This is a genomic window from Pseudomonas sp. TH15 (genome assembly GCF_016651105.1).
Taxonomy (GTDB): Bacteria; Pseudomonadota; Gammaproteobacteria; order Pseudomonadales; family Pseudomonadaceae; genus Aquipseudomonas.
In genome coordinates this window covers 4097056-4115007 of record NZ_JAEKEL010000001.1, presented here as the reverse complement: position 1 = coordinate 4115007, position 17952 = coordinate 4097056, and the positions used below count along the sequence as shown (strand labels likewise).

Annotated in this window: 16 protein-coding genes and 1 pseudogene; 8 read left to right on the top strand and 9 right to left on the bottom strand. The window is 56.4% G+C overall.

The features are described from left to right. Positions 1 to 79: 79 nt before the first annotated feature. The 3 genes from JFT87_RS18405 to JFT87_RS18395 form a co-directional block, all read right to left on the bottom strand. Positions 80 to 1480: an aminotransferase-like domain-containing protein gene (locus JFT87_RS18405; protein ID WP_201203487.1), complete on the bottom strand. Its 1401-nt coding sequence runs from the start codon at positions 1478 to 1480 to the stop codon at positions 80 to 82. Positions 1481 to 1526: 46 nt separating this feature from the next. Continuing rightward, positions 1527 to 2993, bottom strand: a complete 1467-nt coding sequence (locus JFT87_RS18400) for a hypothetical protein (RefSeq protein WP_201203485.1) — start codon at positions 2991 to 2993, stop codon at positions 1527 to 1529. A gap of 544 nt (positions 2994 to 3537) precedes the next feature. Continuing rightward, positions 3538 to 4560, bottom strand: a complete 1023-nt coding sequence (locus JFT87_RS18395) for a zinc-dependent alcohol dehydrogenase family protein (RefSeq protein ID WP_201203483.1) — start codon at positions 4558 to 4560, stop codon at positions 3538 to 3540. 270 nt (positions 4561 to 4830) lie between these two features. Here JFT87_RS18395 and JFT87_RS18390 point away from each other — a divergent pair, with 270 nt between their 5' ends. Then, the gene (locus JFT87_RS18390) at positions 4831 to 5745 is read left to right on the top strand and encodes a LysR family transcriptional regulator (RefSeq protein WP_242486235.1); all 915 of its coding nucleotides are present in this window, start codon (positions 4831 to 4833) and stop codon (positions 5743 to 5745) included. 124 nt (positions 5746 to 5869) lie between these two features. Here JFT87_RS18390 and JFT87_RS18385 read toward each other — a convergent pair whose 3' ends face one another. The 3 genes from JFT87_RS18385 to JFT87_RS18375 are packed head-to-tail and all read right to left on the bottom strand — an operon-like array spanning position 5870 to position 7862. After that, on the bottom strand, positions 5870 to 6676 hold the full coding sequence (locus tag JFT87_RS18385; RefSeq protein WP_201203482.1) for an acetoacetate decarboxylase family protein: 807 nt from the start codon (positions 6674 to 6676) through the stop codon (positions 5870 to 5872). Positions 6677 to 6681: 5 nt separating this feature from the next. Next, a complete protein-coding gene (locus tag JFT87_RS18380) occupies positions 6682 to 7377 on the bottom strand; it encodes a type 1 glutamine amidotransferase domain-containing protein (protein WP_201203480.1) in 696 nt (231 codons plus the stop codon). Between the two features lie 38 nt (positions 7378 to 7415). Next, complete coding sequence (locus JFT87_RS18375) at positions 7416 to 7862, bottom strand: cupin domain-containing protein (protein ID WP_201203478.1); 447 nt, start codon at positions 7860 to 7862, stop codon at positions 7416 to 7418. 215 nt (positions 7863 to 8077) lie between these two features. Between JFT87_RS18375 and JFT87_RS18370 the strand changes: the two genes are divergently transcribed. Then, positions 8078 to 8884: an NAD(P)-binding domain-containing protein gene (locus tag JFT87_RS18370; protein WP_201203476.1), complete on the top strand. Its 807-nt coding sequence runs from the start codon at positions 8078 to 8080 to the stop codon at positions 8882 to 8884. A gap of 128 nt (positions 8885 to 9012) precedes the next feature. Here the strand turns inward: JFT87_RS18370 and JFT87_RS18365 are convergent, their stop codons facing one another. Both JFT87_RS18365 and JFT87_RS18360 read right to left on the bottom strand, forming a co-directional pair. Continuing rightward, positions 9013 to 9993 carry a helix-turn-helix domain-containing protein gene (locus JFT87_RS18365; RefSeq protein ID WP_201203474.1) on the bottom strand — a complete coding sequence of 327 codons (981 nt, stop codon included), beginning with the start codon at positions 9991 to 9993 and terminating at the stop codon, positions 9013 to 9015. Between the two features lie 282 nt (positions 9994 to 10275). Then, positions 10276 to 11040: an SDR family NAD(P)-dependent oxidoreductase gene (locus JFT87_RS18360; protein WP_201203472.1), complete on the bottom strand. Its 765-nt coding sequence runs from the start codon at positions 11038 to 11040 to the stop codon at positions 10276 to 10278. 245 nt (positions 11041 to 11285) lie between these two features. Here JFT87_RS18360 and JFT87_RS18355 point away from each other — a divergent pair, with 245 nt between their 5' ends. The 4 genes and pseudogenes from JFT87_RS18355 (at position 11286) to JFT87_RS28870 (ending at position 15266) form a co-directional block, all read left to right on the top strand. Then, on the top strand, positions 11286 to 11507 hold the full coding sequence (locus JFT87_RS18355) for a hypothetical protein (protein ID WP_201203470.1): 222 nt from the start codon (positions 11286 to 11288) through the stop codon (positions 11505 to 11507). Further along, entirely contained in the window at positions 11504 to 12997 is a 1494-nt protein-coding gene (locus JFT87_RS18350) for a cytosine permease (RefSeq protein ID WP_242487271.1), read from the top strand. Before JFT87_RS18355 ends, JFT87_RS18350 begins: the two co-directional genes overlap by 4 nt. Positions 12998 to 13124: 127 nt before the next feature. Then, positions 13125 to 14408 (top strand): annotated as a pseudogene (locus JFT87_RS28875) (PDC sensor domain-containing protein); the annotation flags it as partial. A gap of 153 nt (positions 14409 to 14561) precedes the next feature. Beyond that, a complete protein-coding gene (locus JFT87_RS28870; protein WP_446739737.1) occupies positions 14562 to 15266 on the top strand; it encodes a methyl-accepting chemotaxis protein in 705 nt (234 codons plus the stop codon). A 12-nt stretch (positions 15267 to 15278) separates the two neighbouring features. On the opposite strand, the gene JFT87_RS18340 is transcribed toward JFT87_RS28870, so the two are convergent. Beyond that, complete coding sequence (locus JFT87_RS18340) at positions 15279 to 15935, bottom strand: TetR family transcriptional regulator (RefSeq protein WP_201203467.1); 657 nt, start codon at positions 15933 to 15935, stop codon at positions 15279 to 15281. 171 nt (positions 15936 to 16106) lie between these two features. Here JFT87_RS18340 and JFT87_RS18335 point away from each other — a divergent pair, with 171 nt between their 5' ends. Beyond that, positions 16107 to 16991, top strand: a complete 885-nt coding sequence (locus JFT87_RS18335) for an NAD(P)-binding domain-containing protein (protein WP_201203466.1) — start codon at positions 16107 to 16109, stop codon at positions 16989 to 16991. Then, positions 16988 to 17734 carry an SDR family oxidoreductase gene (locus JFT87_RS18330; RefSeq protein ID WP_201203465.1) on the top strand — a complete coding sequence of 249 codons (747 nt, stop codon included), beginning with the start codon at positions 16988 to 16990 and terminating at the stop codon, positions 17732 to 17734. The genes JFT87_RS18335 and JFT87_RS18330 overlap by 4 nt, the downstream gene beginning before the upstream one ends. The last annotated feature ends 218 nt before the right edge of the window (positions 17735 to 17952 follow it).

Genomic DNA, 17952 nt, shown 5'->3' with positions numbered 1-17952 from the left:
GGAATAGGGACGCAGTTTACTGGCAGTTTGACCGCAACGCGATGGTAACTATCCGAGACATCCCGGAAGTTTTTTAACATCAGCCGTCGGGCGCAAGGCGCAACGCATCGCCCACCTGACCGACCACCCCGGCGAGGTCGTGTTCGCTGTGACAGATCGGGCTCAACCGCAAATGGTGTGCGTAGTCACCATTGAGGCTGAACAGCTCGCCGGGAGCAATCACCACCTGTTGCCTGAGCAGGCAGTAGAACACTTCATTCATGTCCACAGGTCTGACCGAATTCAACCAGACCGTTGCACCGCCCTGCGGCTCGACAATCTGCACGGTATCCCCCAAACGCTCGCGCAGCAGTTGGATCAACTGTGTCCGGCGCTCTTTGAGCAGGCGTCGCAATATCTGCAAGTGCTGATCGACGCGCCCGTTTGCGATTAATCGGGCTATGGCTTTCTGACGAGCACAAGACAATCGAAACGATCGCAACAGAAAGTGGCGCTGCAGCTCGCTGCGCCATTGCCGGGACAAGACAAAACCGTAAGGGGCTTCAGCGCCGATGATTTTGTCGAAGGCAGAAAAGATCAGCAGCCGATCGGGATCAAGCCATTCGCGAAAGCGTTGCGCATCCGGGGCGTCCGCCAACTCGCTGCAACTGTCATTCTCCAGCACCCAAGTGCCATACCTGAGGAGCAATTGCGCAATGACTTGTCGATTGGCGTGTGGGACGAAGCTGCCACGGGGCATGTTCAGCACCGACGACAACATGATCAACCCGACACGCTCGGTCGCCAGCAAGGACGCCAGACGCTGCGGGTCCAGCCCGCCATCGGCTTGCAACGGCAATTCGATCACCTGAACCTCTGCCGCCTGAAACAGACGCAGAATCATCCAGTCACAGGGCGATTCGATCAGCACCGTTGCACCTCGTAACTGAAGAGCGAAGATCAGTATCTCCAGCACGCCGCGCAGATCCGCCCCGATGTACACGTCCTCTGCCTGCCAGCTATTCAATGCCGAGGTGGTGTAGCGCGCCGCAAGGGCGGTACGCAGCTCAAGTTCACCACTGGGTTGTACCTGAAGCGGCGGTTGGCGCGGATATTGGCGCAATAGCTCGCGCTCGAGCATCAGCAATGGACTGTCCAGCGGTTGCAGCGAAGTCGGGTCGTCGGCGCTCAGTACACACATGCCGATGCGTCTGGCGTTGACATAAACGGCTTCAAGCAGATCACTGGCGCTGCCAGGCGACATCAGGGTTGGCGCTGATTGCGCGTAATATCCAGATTTGGCCACCGAGTAGACACGCCCCTCCTTTTCCAGCAACGAGTACGCATACTGGATGGTCGAGATCGATACATTCAAGCGATCCGCCAGTTGCCGTAAAGAAGGTAAGCGCACGCTGCCATTAGTGGCGGACTCATTGATCAGCAAATTCAAATAACGATAAACCGACTGATAAGCGAAACCTTTCTCCCTTGAGGGCCTCATGGCCCCAGATCCTTGGGCCGTGATGTTCCTGATCTACCCGTCACGCTTAACCTTCCGCAGTCCGATCCACTGCCGTCAAACCGGTGCAGTCGTCCAGCTGTGCATTTGGCGCCGAGGCTTCAGACGACTCGGCCATGCTGACTGGCCCCATGGCGTATAGACGACCGATCAGATTGATCGGCAGTCCGCTGACATCGACCATCCACTTCATCACCTGCTCGGACGCGTGCAAGCCTTGCATCGCTCGGTGCAGATCAGGCAATGCCACCAGCATGCCGGGATGGCAATGACGCAGAAACCGCTCGAGCCCTGCGCCGTTGTCTATAAAGGGCGCAAACATCAGGCATGCCACCTGGATGTCACTCAGGCCAAAAGCGTCTTGAAGTTGCTTTGCCGCCTGCTGACGCAGTTGCTCAAGATCGGACAAATCGCCGAACGCTGCGATCAATTGTTCACACGCGGGCTCGGGCACTTGCTTGTGACGCATGTCCAGCAGCGTGTCCTGAAGGAATTCGCACACGCCCTCCTCGTACGTTCGACCCTCCGCAATGCTCGCCTGTAACCCCAGCAAGTGCGCGGCCAGCAACGGGTCGGCGTACTCGTTATCGCCCTGAAACATCGACAGATCGTCAACCTGAACGCCGAGAAACTCGCTGAGCAAAGGCCAGCGTTCCTCCAGCTTGCCGACAATCATGTCGTTGATTTTGATGAAACTGGTGCGACGACAGGCCTCGAATTGTCCCTCTGGACGCCATGGCATCCTTTCATCATCGGGATAGAAACACCGGTAATAGTCGCCACCCAGATGGTCAAGCAGCGGGAATAGCGCTTCAAAACCGCCGTGATTCTCCGGCAAGCTGCCTATTCCGGCTTTTTGTGCGGCCCGATTGAGACCGTCAAGGAACAATGTTTGCCGGCGCGGTGTTTCACTGCCAATCAGCGCGTCCACGCCGTTATTCCAGCGGGCGACCTGCCCGTAGAACTCGGCAGTCGCCAGGTAGGCGTCGTCCCACAGATCGAGAGATTGATTCCAGGTGCGGCGATGGCCGATCATCAGCAAATTGATGCGGTGAGCGTCGCGGCCCTCCTCGCTAATAAGCGCTTGGTGATCGAAAGGCAGCACCTCTCGATGATCCACCATCAGCAGTTCCACCCTTGGATCATCGTAGAGAAACAGCGCACTGAAGCTGCGATGCATGTTTTGCAGGGCCGTTTGCCCCGTGCCGTTCCAGCGTAACGTGGCGACACGCAACTGAAAGGTGCCCGGCGTTCGCCCGGCGATAGTGAGTTGTGCCGCGCGCAATAACGCCAGCGTGTAACAGCTGTCGCGTGAGCCGGACTGAACCACCATCACCTTGAAATTACCGATGTTATCCATGCCGCCCGCCGCGACTGCCAATCGCTGGATCAGCAATTGCAGGGCTGTGCGCTCTGCACGCGAAAAGAAGCTCAGCAAACGTTGCAAGACTTGCTGATAGACGTAGTTCATTGCCTGATCATGGATCGTGCTCATCGGTATTTACCCGGTATCAATAGTTTCATGCCACGCAGACCGAAAACGCGGCCGCATGACAATTCATCAATAAGTAATAGACGCTCGAATGCTAACACTTACGCAATCGTAGTTATTTGCAACACTTGAGTCGTTAAAGGTCTGCGATTCTTTGCGTTGGCCTGCCAACACCTTGTTATTGCAGGTTTTTTATTTCCTGAAAAATAGCCTAGGAAACTTCCGACAAGGTCCCACGACAATTGAGTACAAGAAAAAAAGACGCGATTTCGGAAACGCCCTACAACAATTAAACAGAAATTGACATAACGGGCAGAAGTAGCCGTTTGATATCGCACAGGACGAATTGAATGCACAGACATGACTCTTTCCTTGAGATGAAAGCAATCATTCAATTATCAGGGCTTATATGATGATTAGAAGATACAGATCGCAAGCAAAAACCGGTTCAGTTGCTGAACGGCCCTGCGCGCTTGTCGCGCTGGGTGTCTCGTTGGGGGAGTGAAAAACAAAGAGTCCGTGGGGCCACGGACTCTGATCTGAGCTATTAAGCCGACTCGACCTGAAGGGCGACCCGTTCGCGACATGGGCATTCGTCCATGTAGCGGTGCGCTTCGACAAACTCGGCAAACGGGAAGACCCGAGTCTTGAGTGGCAGCAGCACGCGGTCGGCGGTCAACTGGTTGATGTCGCGCAACGCTCGTTGCAACGCCACCTGATCCTGAATGATGCCCAGCTCCGGCTTGCCGGTGAAGTTACCGATACAGTGCACAAAGAACTGAATGTTTTTCTGGAACGCTGCACAGGCCGGGAATGGCGTTTGATTGCCACCTTGCAGACCATAGAGCACCAGGCTACCGCGAGGCGCCAGCACATCACCGAGCAACGACATCTGCGGCCCGCCGAGACCATCGAACACAACGTCGACGCCACGGTTATCGGTGATTTTGTTGATCTGCATCAGCAGATCCTGCTCTTCGGTGACGATGACTTTCTCGGCGCCGAGGGACAGCAGGTATTCGCGTTCTTCTGCAGTTTTGGTCGCCGCGATCACTCGCACACCCAGGGCTTTGCCCAGCTGTACAAAGGACGGTCCTGCGCAGTGGCTGGCGTCGGTCACCAAGGCGAACTGCCCCGGTTTGACCCGCGCCAGATCGACATAGGCAAAATAGGCAATCAGCAGCGGCGTGTAATGCACGCTGGCTTCGATCGGGCTGAGCACGTCCGGGTAACGGGTCAGTGCCGAGCGCGGCAGAACGATCTGTTCGCCGTAGACTGGATAATCGTTAGGGCTCTCGGCCGGGAAGCTGGCGACCTTGTCACCCACAGCCAAATCATCGACACCGTCGCCAACCGCCGTCACTACGCCGGACATTTCATGGCCAAGGCCTGAAGGCAGACGAGCGTGGGATGAGGCCAGGTTCTGGCGCCAGAGAATGTCGTACCAGCTGATGCCGATTGCTTCGACGCGCACCTGCACTTCACCTGGTGCAGGGAGAGCGGCCGCATGCTCTTCGCATTTGAGCACCTCGGCTGGACCAAACTTGTGAAAACGGATCGTGCGGGACATCGCAAACCTCGTCAAAGTAACCTCTAATGCCATGAACTCTATCTGGGCTTTCTACCCAAGACCATCAGTGGCTATTAATAGTCGACATGCCTGTCATTGATTCCGCAGCGACGGCGACATCACCAAATGCCGTAAAAAACCGAAGCAGCCATTTAAGTAAAAAGTGAATTACACGGTGCAGAGTAGCAGCCTTTGCCCGTAAGATTCATGCCGGCCATTGTTCTCATATGGCCGCTCACGTCAAGCTTGCTGACTCTGCCAGGACTCCAGATGAATCGTAATGACCTGCGTCGTGTCGACCTGAACCTGTTGATCGTATTCGAAACATTGATGCATGAACGCAGCGTGACCCGCGCGGCGGAAAAGCTGTTCCTCGGCCAGCCCGCCATCAGTGCGGCGCTCTCGCGCCTGCGCGGGCTGTTCGATGATCCTCTGTTCGTGCGCACCGGCCGCAGCATGGAACCTTCTGCCCGAGCGGTGGAAATCTTCGCCCTGCTCTCCCCGGCGCTGGATTCGATTTCCACAGCGGTCAGTCGTGCGGCGGAATTCGATCCAGCCACCAGCACTGCGGTGTTTCGTATTGGCCTATCGGACGATGTCGAATTCGCTTTGCTGCCCATGTTGCTCAAACGCCTGCGCGCCGAATCACCGGGCATCGTGCTGGTGGTGCGTCGGGCCAACTACATCCTGATGCCGGCCCTGCTGGCCTCAGGCGAAATCTCAATCGGCGTCAGCTACACCGCCGATCTGCCGGCCAACGCCAAGCGCAAAGTACTGCGTCGCAGTATGCCGAAGTTGTTGCGCGCCGATACCGTGCCCGGGCCGCTGAGCCTGGACGACTTCTGCGCGCGACCTCATGCGCTGGTGTCATTCGCCGGTGACCTGAGCGGCTTTATAGATGAAGAACTCGAAAAGCTCGGGCGCAAACGCCATGTGGTACTCGCCGTGCCGCAGTTCAACGGGCTGAGTACACTCATCAGCGGCACTGATATTATCGCCACCGTGCCTGACTACACCGCAGAAGCATTGACCGCAGCCGGCGGTGTGCGGGCTGAAGATCCACCGTTGCCAGTGCGCACGTTTGAACTGCACATGGCGTGGCGCGGGTCGCAGGATAATGATCCGGGCGAGCGCTGGTTGCGGTCGCGGATTCAGATGTTCTTTGGCGACCCGGATAGTCTTTGAAGAAGCCCTCAGCAGGCCTTTCAAAAACACATGTAAAAAAGGCGCCTTCTCAGGCGCCAAAGGCCTACCGCTCAATTTCATGACGTACCAAGCACCTTCATGCTTTCGTGCTCGCGCGCAAAACCTACGTGTACGCCGGCCCAACTGTTTTTTGGAAGCGCGCAGGTTTGCGAAACAGTCGAAAATCGTCGAATTTCTGCCCGTAGATAAACGGCAGGTAAGCCTCCGCGTCCGGGAGTACATCAAGCCGTGGCACCGTCCAGCTCGACTCACCTTCGGTGTAATAGGCTGTGCCCACGGAAATCACTGGAATAGTGTGAAGCGGGTCCAGCGCCGTACCGCTGAGTTTGAGGGCCCCTGCCCCGATACGTTTTACTCGCAGGTTTTCCTGGTTCTTCATGCAATTCAAAATCGGGTCGTGCTGCAGGCCGTAGCCCGAGGAGTGAGGTACCGCCTTGATTTCAAAGTCGTAGCCTTCACTGCTTGAAGGTCCGATGTTTTCGCCAAATTCGGCCTCGATTTCGATCAACCGTGCACCATTACGCTCACAGAAGCCATAGGCTTCGTGACCATCGAGATAAACCTGGGCAGTCCCGGTTTTCTTCGCCTCGCCCCACATCTCCCGGCCGATCGTGACGGGCATGTCGCCACTCACGATAAGCACCAGCATGGTCGTGCCTTCAAGCTCCTTGTATCGGCATTTGAGAGAAATGATGCCGCAGTCAAACTCGCCACACAGCTCGCTCTGCCAACGGGAAACACTGGCAATCGCGGTGGGTGTTTCCGGCAGTTCGAAACAGGGTGGCAACACCGAGCGCAAGAACTCGAATGTGGTTTCGAACTCAATCGACAGCGCCTCAATCGTGCAGCGCCCGTCGGAGAGAATGCGTTGGATCTCTTGAAGTTCTTCTTTGGTTTTGACAAAGCTCATGGCAATCAATCTCCATCGATTGAGGCTTTCAATTGTTGGATAACCGCTTCGGCCACTCCTTGCGAAGAAGCCGGGTTCTGGCCGGTGATCAACGCACCGCTGACCACCACGTGGCGCTCCCAATCAAGGGTTTTGGAATACACTGCGCCAAGCGCTTTCAAGTCGGTTTCGACAAGGTACGGAACGACTTTTTCCAAACCTACTGCGGCCTCCTCACTGTCACTGAATGCCGTGACCTGCACGCCTTCGACCAAGGGGCGGCCGTCACGCTTGCGTGCTTCCAGCAACGCGCAACCTGCGTGGCAGATGGTTGCAACAGGCTTACCCTGGGTAAGTAGCGACTCGATAAGTGTGATGGAGTCGGCTTGGTTTCGCAGATCCCAGAGCGGGCCGTGCCCGCCGGGATACACCACAGCGCTGACCTGCGAATCGACAATCGCCGACAATTTGATGGTCGAACCCAGGTGCTCCTTGAGCACGCCATCCGCCCGATAGCGTTTGTACAGAGGGTGATCCTTGAAGGCATCAATCGACAGCGGATCCACTGGCGCACGCCCTCCCTTGGGTGACGCCAGCCGGACCGAGTACCCCGCATCGACAAAGGTGTAGTAAGGCACAACAAACTCCTCGAGCCACAACCCGGTGTCGCGGCCGGTGTCGCCAAAGGAATCATGCGAAGTCAAAACAAACAAAATACTCATCAAGCGCACTCCACAACGTATGCATTGAAGACAGGACATCAGGCAGCGGTTTGCTGTTCCCAGAGGGCCTGAGCGCTTGACCAGGTTTGATTCACGTCCTGCCCCTCGGCGGTTCTCCAGGTGATGGGGCCGACCATTTGCAAAATGAATGTGGTGTCGGCGAGCATTTTGGTTTCTTCGTGTTCAGCGCCGGTCGCCTCATACAAGAAGCCATGCTGGACACACAGCGCACCACCCTTTTCCGGGCCGCCCCGCAGCTCGAGAATGCCCTCAAACACATAGCCTTCCGCGGGCCCATGGTGAATGTGCGGCAACAGAATCGAGCCGTTGGGGCAGTAAAACATGACAGTCCAAATACCGAACTCAGGCGACACGTGTAGCAGTTTCCATTTCACACCACCGGTATGAAATTGCTCGGGAAACGCCTGCCATTCGACTTGGTCGACCTGTACATAAGCGTCCTGTGGTTTCTGGATAAGGTTCATTTCAGGCCTCACGGTTTGTGGCTATCGGTGGGCACACGCTACAGGCAGGGCTCGATTGCCCCTATCCAGAATCGGCAATACACACGCAGGGCGATGGCCTGAAACCGACAACAATGGAGTTGCCGAAAATGGCTATCGACTTAGGGTTTCAGCCCTTAGCTTTCAGGGTGTAGATAACCCGGCGAGTGCGCCTCGCCACTTCGAGGAACAAGAAGATGACTAAAACAATATCGGTTATAGGCACCGGCCTTATGGGCTCTGGATTGGCCAGTACACTGCTTGCGGCAGGCCGCAAGGTCACCGTGTGGGACGGTCGTGCGCAAGCTGCCCAACCGCTGGTGGCAAAGGGTGCCACCCTGGTGCCCTCTTTCGTCGACGCCGTGCATGCCAGTGAGCTGATCATCATGATTATCAGCAGTGCAGCGGGTGGGGCGTCATTGATTGAAAGCCACAGCGAGGCGCTGGACTTGAAGGGTCGCTTTGTGGCCAACCTCAGCACTTCGATGCCAGAAGATGGCCCGCGCTATCGCGCCGCGGTTGAACGTCGCGGGGGTACATTTATCAATGCCGCCATTTCTTCCTACCCTGACTTGATTGGCGGGCCTTACACGGCGATCCAATACGCCTGTGCGCCGTCAGTTTGGGATGAGATTGCACAAACGGTCACTCCGATGGCGCCTCAGGGCACTATTTACACGGGTGAAGACCTCTCGGTCCCGCCGATTGTCGATGCAGCCATGACCGGCAGCTTCTACGCGGTCGGCCTTGCGGGCTTCCTGGAGGCTGCGGCTTACGCCAAAACCCAGGGCGTGAGTGCCGGCCAACTGGCTGAGTTTGCGGACAAGATGCTCGACCTGCTGCGCTATAAAGTGCAAAAAGCATCAAGGAAATCGAGGCCGACGATTTCAGTACCATTCAGGCAACTGTCGACGTTTACCTTGATGCAGTTCTGCAATGGCGCGATGCTCTCAAGGCCAGCGGCCTGCGCGCCAGCCATATTTCGGCGCTCGCCGACGACCTGAAAATTGCCCAGGACGCTGGCCATGGCGCCTTGGGCTTCAACTCGCAATACCTGGTCGCCGGCGCTTAGATCTCGGCGAAGACAAAGAAAAGCCGGCTTAACAGAGCCGGCTTTTTCATGGGTGCGGGTTCAATGATGACGCCGATGCGCCCCTAGGCGGCTGAGCGTCTCGGAAGGCAACTCGCCGTAAAAATCCTGATAGTACTTTGAAAAACGCCCCAGATGGCTGAAGCCGGAATCCAAAGCAGCCCCTTGGATCGTGTCTCGGGGTGAGGACATCAGCAGCTTGCGGGCCATATTCAGGCGCACCGACCTCAAGTAGTTCAGGGGAGTCATGCCCAAGACGTCCTCGAAACTGTATTGCAGCGTCCGCCGGCTGATCCGTAGATGATTACACAAGTCCAGCACGCCAATGCCCTCGTCCTGGACATGCTGGACGAAGAACTCACAGCTCTTTTCCACGATGTACGACCGGGTTGAGGGTGGAATCACCAGACAGCTGGACCGCTCGAAATCCAGGATTTCCTGTACACAGTCAAACACCTTTTCCAGGCTGACGCTAAGTGGGTTTTGCTCGATTCCAGCCTGGACATCACTCAGGTGAGACTTGAGATTCAATTCGAAATCGACTTGGGTGCCCCTTGCGGGTTGAACAAATCTTTCGAAAGGCTTGGAGTCGCTATTCAAGAACGCTTCAGTGTTGAAGCGCTCAAAAAAGGCCGCCTTGCTGACGGTCAACATCAACGCTTCGATAGGTGCTTTGGCGACTGCATGGAAAGAGCGTCCCGACGAGACATGAAACGTGTTCGCGTTGACATATCTACCGTTAAGCAAAACATCTTCTTCTGAGCGTACGTTGACGATGACGATCGAATCCAACGGGACATGGCAGATCTGCTCCACACATGGGCTATTCATGGTCTCACGAGTGATTAGCATCTTCCCGGCGATGGAGTGGCTGGCGATGGCTCCGTGAAAAGGCGCCTTTTTCTCCAACTGATGGTAACGGTTGTCTTCCCATTCACTCAGGCACCCGGCGTGCGCGAATGCATCATGGCTTTCCATAAAGCGAAACTGGGTAGTGTTTTGAGGATTAAGAGGGACCATCATGCGATCTCGCCGTTTCTCGGGTGGTGCGGAACCGTTCGCAAGCTTCGTGCCGGTCTTCGATGACCTGCTGTCCAATAGCTGCGAATGAAACACGCAAGCGTCTGGAGCGCACCTTTCGAGCCGAAAAAGAAAACCGTTTGGCGTCCCGGGAATGGAGCCGTCTTACCCATCAAACGGTGTAATCGCCACAAACTGGGTCGGACGACCCACATTGGTGCAAATCTACTCAACCTGCTGCGGATTAACCGGGAAGAAACTACTCACGTCGAGGCTTTCAAAGGATCAACCAAAGTGACCGGAAGTGGCACCGCCGTCTAACGAGTAGGCAATCCCGTTGGTATAGCTCGCCTCGTCCGAAGCTAAGTGAAAGATTACCTTAGCGACTTCATCAGGCCGGGCAAATCGCCCCAGTGGTACCTCCTTGGTATAGGCCTGCATTTCGGCCTCAGGGTCATCGGCTTCGGCAAACAGGCTGTCCATCATCCGCGTCTGCACAAAGCCTGGGCATACGATATTGCTACGGATACCCCAAGGCCCGTAGTCCAGGGCCAGGCACCGCACCAGCCCCAATACTCCGTGCTTGGACGCGCAGTAAGCGGCGTAACCCGATGCGCCACGTACCGATGCGTCGGACCCGACAGCTACAAACGCCCCACGCCGCTGCGCCATGAAAATCGGCATCGAATGCTTTGCCATCAACCAGGTCCCGGTGAGGTTCACTCCTAGCATGAACGCCCAGTCCTGGCCCGACAGCGCGTGAACCAGCCCCGTACGTGCGACGCCTGCGCAGGGCACTACGGCATGCAGCGCAAGGTTGAAGGATTTCACCCGTTCGAACAGTGCGTGTACTTCGTGTTCTTGAGAAACATCCACCACCCGTGAAAGGAACCTTCCCATCTCTACTTTTTTGGCAGTCTCCTGCAGCCCGCTCTCCGACAGGTCACAACCGATGACGCTGTAGCCCTGCTGTGCAAAATGGATCGCCGTTGCCTGGCCGATACCGGAGCCCGCTCCGGAAATAACTACTAGATGCTCTTCATTGTTCATGGGCACGCTCCACATTTTCTTGAGGCTGAGCGCCTAACGTAGCGTCGAGCAGGTCACTGACTGTAGCCAATATCGGCAAGCGGACGGATTGCCAAAAACGGATACGAGGTCGCACTCGCCCGGCGTAGGCTGAATCCAGGTCGCACTCACCCCGCGGCCGGCAACACTGAGTACCGCTGCCATAATAATTCTCTAAAACAGCCAAAGCGGACGGCCTCGCAAGCACACGTCCAGAGAGCAACGACATGAGCAAAGCTGACGTTGGACACGGCACAGGAATGATGACTACAAGCGAAAGCTTGAACACGGATCTGTTGAAACAACTGGAGGCCATGAATCAGCCTGAACACACGCAATCCGAATGCTGGAGCAGTGCCGCCCCACTCGTTCGAGAGGCTTCCTTCTGGATCCTTTTGGGGGCCGTTCTGTGGATCGGCACCTTGCTGGCTGTAGGAGCAACGGCATGAGCACGTCAAATAGCGTCGAACAAGAAGCCCTCGCGGGCCGGTTGCCGGTTCTGTCGGGCAACCGCGTGTACAAATCCTATGGTTCGTTCCTGTGGACCTGCTGCGCATTCAGTGCAGCCACCTGGGCATTCCTGATTGGCAGCTACCTGCCCTATGTCGGGGATTGGCGGCTTGGTGTCATGGGCTACGTGATTGGCCTGATTATCGGCATGGCGCTGGTGTCGCTCGCGTCTGGAGTACCCAGCTACAAATACGGCACCGACCCGATTGATACCGCCAAGGCATCTTTTGGCTATCGCGGCATTGTGGTGCCGCTGTTTGGTCTTATGGCCACCTTGATCGGCTGGTCTTATGTGGTCGAGGCGCTGACTGCCAGGGGTGCAGCAAACGTTGCAGCGACAGTCACAGGCACCCAGGTCACCGGCGACTCACATGAGCATCTGGTCATCGGCGTGGCGTTGCTGGCGCTCTTCGTTGTCTGGTTTATCGCCTGCAAGGGACCGAAATTCTTCGAGCGCCTCAATGGCTATATCGGCCCGTTGCACATGCTGATCACCTTGGTGATGTTCGGCATCCTGGTGCACAAGTTCGGCCTCGACAGCCTGTGGCACAACCAGGTGCCGCAGGACCAAATGCTCTCCCATGATCCCGTACAGGGCTTGGCACTTGCGGTCGAATTTGGCGTCTCCAACTCCATGACCTGGTGGCCGATCATGGGTGGCCTGACGCGACTGGTCAAAAGCAAACACCATGTCATGGGCCCCTCGATCATTGGCGTGGGCATCCTCGGTGCAGCCGTTGTCTCAACGGTCGCGGCCCTTGCGGCGATCAGCGCAGGCACCTATGACCCGACGATCTGGATGATTGCCGTTGGCGGGCCGGTGTTCGGATCCATTGTGATGAGCGTGGTTCTCACGGCCAACATTGCGACCATGGTGGTGATGATGTACCTGGCCGGGGTTTCCATTCAGCAGGTGAAGTTTTTCGCGCGATTGAAATGGGAACTGCTGCTCGCGCTGCTCCTGCTGCCCGGCGTGTATTTTGCCTTCGAGACCGAATGGCTACTGTCCAAGGTAATGAGCTGGCTGTCGTACAACGGCGTGATGTTCGTCGGCATCTCAGGCATCACATTGGTGGACTACTTCATTCTGCGACGCGAACAACTGGACGCGCCCAGCCTGTTTGCCACGCGTAACAGTCACTACGCCTATTGGGGCGGGGTCAACTGGATCGCCGTCGGCATCAGCATCGTGGCCGTGGTGGGCTACCTGGCGATGTACGATCCGGTGACGGTGGCTATGAACGGGTGGTTCCGCTACCTCGGCGCGTCCATTCCAGTCATCGCCCTCTCGGGCGCCGCGTATTACCTGGCGGTAAGGCTCATCGTGGCGCCATTGGGCAAAGGTCACTACACAAAAGGAACGGCGCTCAGTAGCCGCCCCACACTTGACCCTATTCCAGGGCCCGGCGCCATGAAGGTCAGCCTCTAACGCCCTGCTGCAACCCAGCCGATGCCCAGCTTCCGCTGACCCGGCATATGGTTCCCTTTTGGGGCGTCTTATTGGCGCCCTTTTTTTGCGGTGCACATAGTTACCTATAGCCAAAAAGGCGCTGCGCATGCCATCGATTTATTCAATAAAATTCAGGATGCTCACCCTGACGGGCCTTTGCCTGCTAACCATGATGGCAAGTGTCATAGCCATAAACCTCTATCAAGGCAAAATCTCCTCCAAAGAGATCAGAAAGCAAAGCGCCGAACTTTTGGAAATCGCCGCGCGCGACCAATTGATCGGTACCGGCAAAGCCCAGCAATTACGTATCGAAAACAAGTTCCGTAATGCCAACCAGTTGGCGCAGCTTGTGGCGCTGCAAATGAGCACGCTGCGGGACCAGTATGCCGAGGGCAGGATCAATGCTGAAAACCTGCGCCGCGACATGGTTAAAAGTATCCATCAAACGATCGTCTCCAACCCCGCCTTCCTGGGGTTGTACGTCGCGTTCGAACCCGGCCAGGCGGGCGGAGAGGATCTGGACTTCAAGGGCAAGGCTGAGTTCGGTTCAAACGAAACCGGACGCTTTTCAACCTACTATTCGCGTTACGGCAGTATTGACTTCGAGCTGACTGCCCTGGACGAAAAAGCCATTAATGGCGACCAGATCAACGCCAGCGGCCAACCGATGAACTATTGGTACAGTTGTTCGAAAAGCACACTCAAGCCTTGCATCACCGCGCCTTACTTCGACACGTTGAATGGGCACACCGAAGGGCTGGTTTCGCTGGCTTTGCCTTATGTGGAAAAGGGTAAATACGTTGGGGTGCTGGTGGTGGACTTGAGCCTGAACGACCTTCAGGAACAAAGTGTGGCGCTGGCTCGGGGCATCTACAACGGACACTCGACGGTGAGTATCGTCAGCGATACCGGGATCATCGCCGCCAACAGCGCTTCAGCGAAAACAACGGGCAAGCCCGCTTCAGAAATCTGGCCTGATTATGGTGCCCGATTTCAGCGTGGAACTTTCGAATCGGGTGTGGTGCTGGCGCGTGAACAAGGCAACTTCCAACTGTCACTGCCCTTCTCGCCCATTGAAAATTCCGCCCCCTGGGCCGTAAAGATCGATGTGCCTTGGGATACGCTGATGGCCCCCTCCGAGAAACTGGCAGACCAACTCGATACCAGACAGCATCTGAGTACGTGGCACATGCTGGTTTCGGCCTCCGTGCTGGGGGCCTTAGGCCTGGCACTGTGCGCACTGGTCATTCATAAATCGCTGCGGCCGCTTCAGCTGATCACGCAAATGATCAAGGACATCGCCAGCGGCGACGGCGACCTGACTCGGCGGATCAACTATTACCAGCCCAACGAACTGGGTGAGCTTTCAAACGGCTTCAACCGTTTTCTGGACCAGTTGCATCATTTGATCAAAGAGATCCATGCCGCTGCGGGGCAAACGCGTGAGGCCACTCAGCATGCGGCAACGATTGCGCACGCCACCCGCAGCCAGTTGCGAGCACAGGCCAACGAGGTTGACCAGGTCGCTACAGCGTCGAATGAAATGGCCGCAACGGCCCAGGAAATGGCACGAAACACAGGCTACGCCGCCGATTCTGCACAAGACAGCCACCGAGCTGGATCACACGCAGACCAAATCATTGTCAGCGCTAGCCAAACCATCCAGAAGCTGTCCCTTGGCATGGCGCAAAACATGTCGGAGGTCAGAACGCTCGCTGACAGCAGCACCGAAATCAGTTCGGTGCTGGAAGTCATACGGGGAATCGCCGAGCAAACTAACCTCCTCGCCTTGAATGCCGCCATCGAGGCTGCGCGAGCAGGTCAGGCAGGCCGTGGTTTCGCGGTCGTTGCAGACGAGGTTCGCACGCTGGCACGACGCACACAAGAATCTGTCACCCGGAGCCAACTCGTCATCGAAACGCTCCAGCACAATACCGACAATGTCGTTGCGGCGATGAGTGTGAGCCATGCACTGACCAGCACCACGGTCGAAGAGTTTGCCAAGGTAGGCCACGCACTGGGGCAAATGAGCGTCGGGGTAGAGAAAATCAGCGATTTGACGCTGCAGATTGCCACGGCTACTGAAGAGCAGAGCAATGTGGCGGATGAAGTCAGCACCAACGTCAGCAACATCAGGGACTTTGCTCGGACACTGGCAGAGAATGCAGAAATACTGGAAACCGTCAGCGTCCACTTGGACCAACTGGCCAAAACCCTTGAACAGAAAGTCGGCCACTTCAAAATCTGAGTCGCCGGGTGGTTAAAGGGGCTCGGCCTTCGCGGGCATTAGAATGGTCGTCCATAAAGCGATTGCCGTTTCGACCATTTGCTCGCGAACGCCGGATGTCGGGTTTAGCTGGTCCTGATAAAAGAAGATCCCATCGATTTGCGTCGCGATCAGTGCGGCGTAAGTACGCACCTGATCGTTTGGCAATTGGGGGCTGATCTCAGTGATCAACCGGCAAAAGCCCATAAGAAACTGATCGTACTGTTCAATCATCAATGCCTTGATAGACGCGTCGTGACTGGCCAGGGCACCCATCTGGAAAAAGAATTTGCCGGTGACGGAGTCCAGCGTGGCTGCGGAGTTTTCGCGGATAGCCACCGCCAACTTTTCGATTGGCGTCTCGGCGCGGGCTTGTTCGACCAACTGGTTCACCGACGCGACATAGTGGCCCAGCTTTGCCGCAATCATCTGGCGACAAAGATTCTCGGTATTGCCACAGTAGTGCTGAAGGTTGTTCAGGCTGATCCCTAACTCCTTGGCGACCTTGCGGGCGGAGAACTGGGCATAGCCGTCGCGGACGAAGACCATCGCGGCGGCATCGTTGATGTCTTCAATCTTCTTGAGCCGCTTGCCGGCACGACTGTAGGGGCTGGCGTCCCCATCTTTGATTCCACCGCGTTCTGATAGCACGCCCTGGCTGCTCCTTTATCGCGTTACCGCATCTTACGCCCATCCGAATTGCTCACTACAGGTGCGCGTAAGCCGCACCCGTCGAGTTGCCAATTTCGGATAAGCCGTATTAGCGCTGAAGCGTACATTTCGGTGCAGGCGACATCAATGCGATTACCTCAGGGGAATATCATGGCTCAACAACTCACGCTGCTCGGTACAGGCCTGATGGGTTCTGCTTTAGCGAGTTGCTATCTGAATCGCGGCGTGGCGGTGACGGTATGGAACCGCTCCCCTGAGAGGTGCGCTGCCTTAGTCAAAAACGGAGCACAAGCAGCGCCCAGCCTGGTGTCGGCGCTGGAGACCAACTCTCTGGTGCTGGTCGTATTGCTGGATTACAGCGTTTTCAGAAGCGTCATGGAGGGACATGAACATTTGATCGCAGGCCGCGACTTTATCAATTTCATGACCGGTTCGGCGAAAGACGCCAACGAGCTACAGGCCTACATCAATTCTCAGGGAGGGCATTATCTTGAGGCGGCGATAGAGGCCTACCCTGACGATATTGGCCGGGATAGCACGTTGATCCACTATTCGGGACCCAAGGATATCTGGTCGCGGCATAAACCTCTGTTGCAATTGCCCGGCGCTGCTTCGCGCTGGATAGGCGAGTTAGCCTGCGCGGCCAATGTGTTGGACGCTGCCATGGCCGGTGCATTTTACAACACCGGTATCGGCGCTTTTCTGGAGGCCTTGGACTTCGCCGGGAAGGCTGGCGTCGGTATCGAACCACTCGAAGACTGCCTGGATTACTTTCTTGAACTGCTCAAGACTGAACTGACCGCGGTCATTAAACACCACAAGTCTAATGACTATCGAACAGACCAGGCGACCCTTTCAATCTATGTGGCGGCAGTGAAGTCCTGGCGCCAGACCATGCTCGATTGCGGGCAGCGCGCCAGCCTCTTCACCGCCAACCTTCACTGTATGGAAATGGCCGTGGCTGAGGGCCGCGGCCATCTCGGGATAGCCGCCACCTACGCCAGCCACCTTCTAGCCGCAGGTCAAACACGATGAACAGGCTTCAGGGCAAAGTCGCGCTGATTTCCGGCGCAGCATCGGGTATAGGCGCCGCGAGCGCTATCCGTTTTGCAGAAGAAGGCGCCAGGATTGCCTTGTGCGATATCGATGGTGCGAGGGCTGGCGGCGTACTTGAGGCCATACAAGAAATGGGTGGCGAAGCGCTGTTCATTCCACTGGATGTACGCGTTGAAGACAATTGGGTCAGCGCGTTCGAAGCGACCGTGGCGCGTTTCGGATTCGTCGATGTTGTGATGAACAGTGCCGGCATAGCATTGCCGGGTAGCGTCGAAACCATGAGCTTTGAAGACTGGAACAAAGAACTTTCGGTAAACCTGCACGGCACTTTCTTCGGCATAAAGCACGGGTTCAAGTACCTGAGAAACAGTGGAGGCTCGATCATCAATCTGTCTTCGATAGAAGGCATCGTCGGCCATCCGGAATATGCCGCTTACTGCGCCGGCAAGGGAGCCATCCGCAACCTCACCAAATCAGCGGCTCTGCATGCGGGCCGAAGTGGCTACAGGATTCGGGTCAACAGTATTCATCCTGGATACATCGTGACGCCGATGGTCGGGAATGACACGGCCGAACTGGAACGGCTTGCGAAGTTGCACCCCATCGGCTTTTTGGGCGAAGCGATCGACATCGCTAATATGGCGCTGTTTCTCGCTTCAGAAGAGTCGCGGTTTGCGACAGGGGCTGAATTTGTAGTCGACGGAGGGTTTATCGCACAGTAAAAAGCCCTGGCGAGCGTGTCCCCTTTACCTAGAGCGCTCACCTGGAGATTACAGATTGGAAACTACTCAATCAGGGGCCTGGTTCAGAGGCTTTTTGGGGAAGGCTCGTAACGGGGTTCACGTAGACCGGTAACATCATCACCAAAAACCCACTGTTTGCTTCCTGTCGACTATCGACAGGCCCGGCGCATCGGGCTTGCATTGAACTACTTGGGTTT

What these genes read in the sequence shown, in the direction of transcription:
- JFT87_RS18405 (WP_201203487.1), bottom strand. Translation starts at nt 1,480, where the DNA reads ATGAGGCCCTCAAGGGAGAAAGGTTTCGCTTATCAGTCGGTTTATCGT.
- JFT87_RS18400 (WP_201203485.1), bottom strand. Translation starts at nt 2,993, where the DNA reads ATGAGCACGATCCATGATCAGGCAATGAACTACGTCTATCAGCAAGTC.
- JFT87_RS18395 (WP_201203483.1), bottom strand. Translation starts at nt 4,560, where the DNA reads ATGTCCCGCACGATCCGTTTTCACAAGTTTGGTCCAGCCGAGGTGCTC.
- JFT87_RS18390 (WP_242486235.1), top strand. Translation starts at nt 4,831, where the DNA reads ATGAATCGTAATGACCTGCGTCGTGTCGACCTGAACCTGTTGATCGTA.
- JFT87_RS18385 (WP_201203482.1), bottom strand. Translation starts at nt 6,676, where the DNA reads ATGAGCTTTGTCAAAACCAAAGAAGAACTTCAAGAGATCCAACGCATT.
- JFT87_RS18380 (WP_201203480.1), bottom strand. Translation starts at nt 7,377, where the DNA reads ATGAGTATTTTGTTTGTTTTGACTTCGCATGATTCCTTTGGCGACACC.
- JFT87_RS18375 (WP_201203478.1), bottom strand. Translation starts at nt 7,862, where the DNA reads ATGAACCTTATCCAGAAACCACAGGACGCTTATGTACAGGTCGACCAA.
- JFT87_RS18370 (WP_201203476.1), top strand. Translation starts at nt 8,078, where the DNA reads ATGACTAAAACAATATCGGTTATAGGCACCGGCCTTATGGGCTCTGGA.
- JFT87_RS18365 (WP_201203474.1), bottom strand. Translation starts at nt 9,993, where the DNA reads ATGATGGTCCCTCTTAATCCTCAAAACACTACCCAGTTTCGCTTTATG.
- JFT87_RS18360 (WP_201203472.1), bottom strand. Translation starts at nt 11,040, where the DNA reads ATGAACAATGAAGAGCATCTAGTAGTTATTTCCGGAGCGGGCTCCGGT.
- JFT87_RS18355 (WP_201203470.1), top strand. Translation starts at nt 11,286, where the DNA reads ATGAGCAAAGCTGACGTTGGACACGGCACAGGAATGATGACTACAAGC.
- JFT87_RS18350 (WP_242487271.1), top strand. Translation starts at nt 11,504, where the DNA reads ATGAGCACGTCAAATAGCGTCGAACAAGAAGCCCTCGCGGGCCGGTTG.
- JFT87_RS28870 (WP_446739737.1), top strand. Translation starts at nt 14,562, where the DNA reads ATGGCCGCAACGGCCCAGGAAATGGCACGAAACACAGGCTACGCCGCC.
- JFT87_RS18335 (WP_201203466.1), top strand. Translation starts at nt 16,107, where the DNA reads ATGGCTCAACAACTCACGCTGCTCGGTACAGGCCTGATGGGTTCTGCT.
- JFT87_RS18330 (WP_201203465.1), top strand. Translation starts at nt 16,988, where the DNA reads ATGAACAGGCTTCAGGGCAAAGTCGCGCTGATTTCCGGCGCAGCATCG.